This is a genomic window from Thalassospira tepidiphila MCCC 1A03514, from assembly GCF_001662875.1.
In the GTDB taxonomy this organism is placed as follows: domain Bacteria; phylum Pseudomonadota; class Alphaproteobacteria; order Rhodospirillales; family Thalassospiraceae; genus Thalassospira; species Thalassospira tepidiphila.
Genome location: NZ_JPVZ01000025.1, coordinates 1 through 1,094 on the forward strand (window position 1 = coordinate 1; position 1,094 = coordinate 1,094).

Genomic DNA, 1,094 nt, shown 5'->3' on the forward strand with positions numbered 1-1,094 from the left:
CGTAGGTCTACCGTTAACCTATTCCCCAACAGAACTTTGTTTCGCGCGTACTAGACGTGGCGGAGCCGTTTGGTAATGGATCAGGATACGCTTGTCAAGCTGTACTGGGCAGCTTCAGATTTTTGCCAGCATTAGCAGTTTTGTTTGGCAAATTTAAGCTTCTGTATCAGATCAAGTACATCACCAGAACACCCAGGATGACTAAAGTCTAAAGGACCAACTCCGATATTTCTGCCCACTGCATCACAATATTTCTGCAGACATTCAACGAAATTAACGACGTCTTCTGGCTGATGTAGCCCGAGGCTTTCTGCGGCTAAAACACTTTCCATGTCCAAATGAGACACAAGCCGATTACGTGCGGTTTGTACAAGAGATCTGTATCTCAGAATTTCATCGGAATACTCTTTGATCTCGTTTGTGAATAAATGATGTTGCTCCAGTTTTTGATTGAGATAAGGCAAGGTAACATTGCTTCTTTTTCCTGCAGTTGCAGGGTCCGTTATTTTGCAAACTTGGAGAAAAATATACTCAATCAGAATGTGATTAAGGTCGTTGAAAAACAAGGGCGCAGTATCATGTAATAGCTGAGCTGTGTGTTGGTCGCTTTCAAACATTTGTTCGAATGTAAAATGGCATTGTTTCAGCCAGATACATTCAACTCGGAATGCTTTAAACTCTGTCGGCAACTGGTCCATTCCTAAAAGTGCCTTTTGCAGAACGCTCTACCAGAGCCTGTTTTGAGGTATTTCTCGAAAGCAAATGCCTTGTTCGCGTCTTCGAATCCAAAGGTGTTTATGATCTTCCATGGACCAAAGTTTGCTGTATGCTTGGAGCCTGAGCTGTTTGGTTCGTTGTTATGGCGATACAAACGCTTTGCGACATCTCGCGTGCAGCCGATATAGTAGCGTTCGGGAAACTTTAAACTCTGAAGAATATAGACATATTGCATGTCCGCCATTGACCGCCTCCGCTTAGCTTCGGCGTGTCAGCCTTCGCCGCTTATGAATGTGGGGCGACTACTTGGCATGCCAAGCCGTAGCCTACTTTAGTAGGCGAAGGCTGGCTGGGGAACCTGGATTCGAACCAGGACT

General features: G+C 45.0%; 2 protein-coding genes. Both read right to left on the minus strand.

Going from position 1 to position 1,094, the window contains the following annotated elements:
• Positions 1 to 131: 131 nt before the first annotated feature.
• Complete coding sequence (locus TH4_RS20405) at positions 132 to 698, minus strand: AbiU2 domain-containing protein (protein ID WP_064782572.1); 567 nt, start codon at positions 696 to 698, stop codon at positions 132 to 134.
• A gap of 2 nt (positions 699 to 700) precedes the next feature.
• The gene (locus tag TH4_RS21065; protein WP_008892349.1) at positions 701 to 961 is read right to left on the minus strand and encodes a GIY-YIG nuclease family protein; all 261 of its coding nucleotides are present in this window, start codon (positions 959 to 961) and stop codon (positions 701 to 703) included.
• Positions 962 to 1,094 lie beyond the last annotated feature (133 nt).

Excerpts from the sequence above, each read along its gene's own strand:
- TH4_RS20405 (WP_064782572.1), bottom strand. The coding sequence starts at position 698 with ATGGACCAGTTGCCGACAGAGTTTAAAGCATTCCGAGTTGAATGTATC.
- TH4_RS21065 (WP_008892349.1), bottom strand. The coding sequence starts at position 961 with ATGGCGGACATGCAATATGTCTATATTCTTCAGAGTTTAAAGTTTCCC.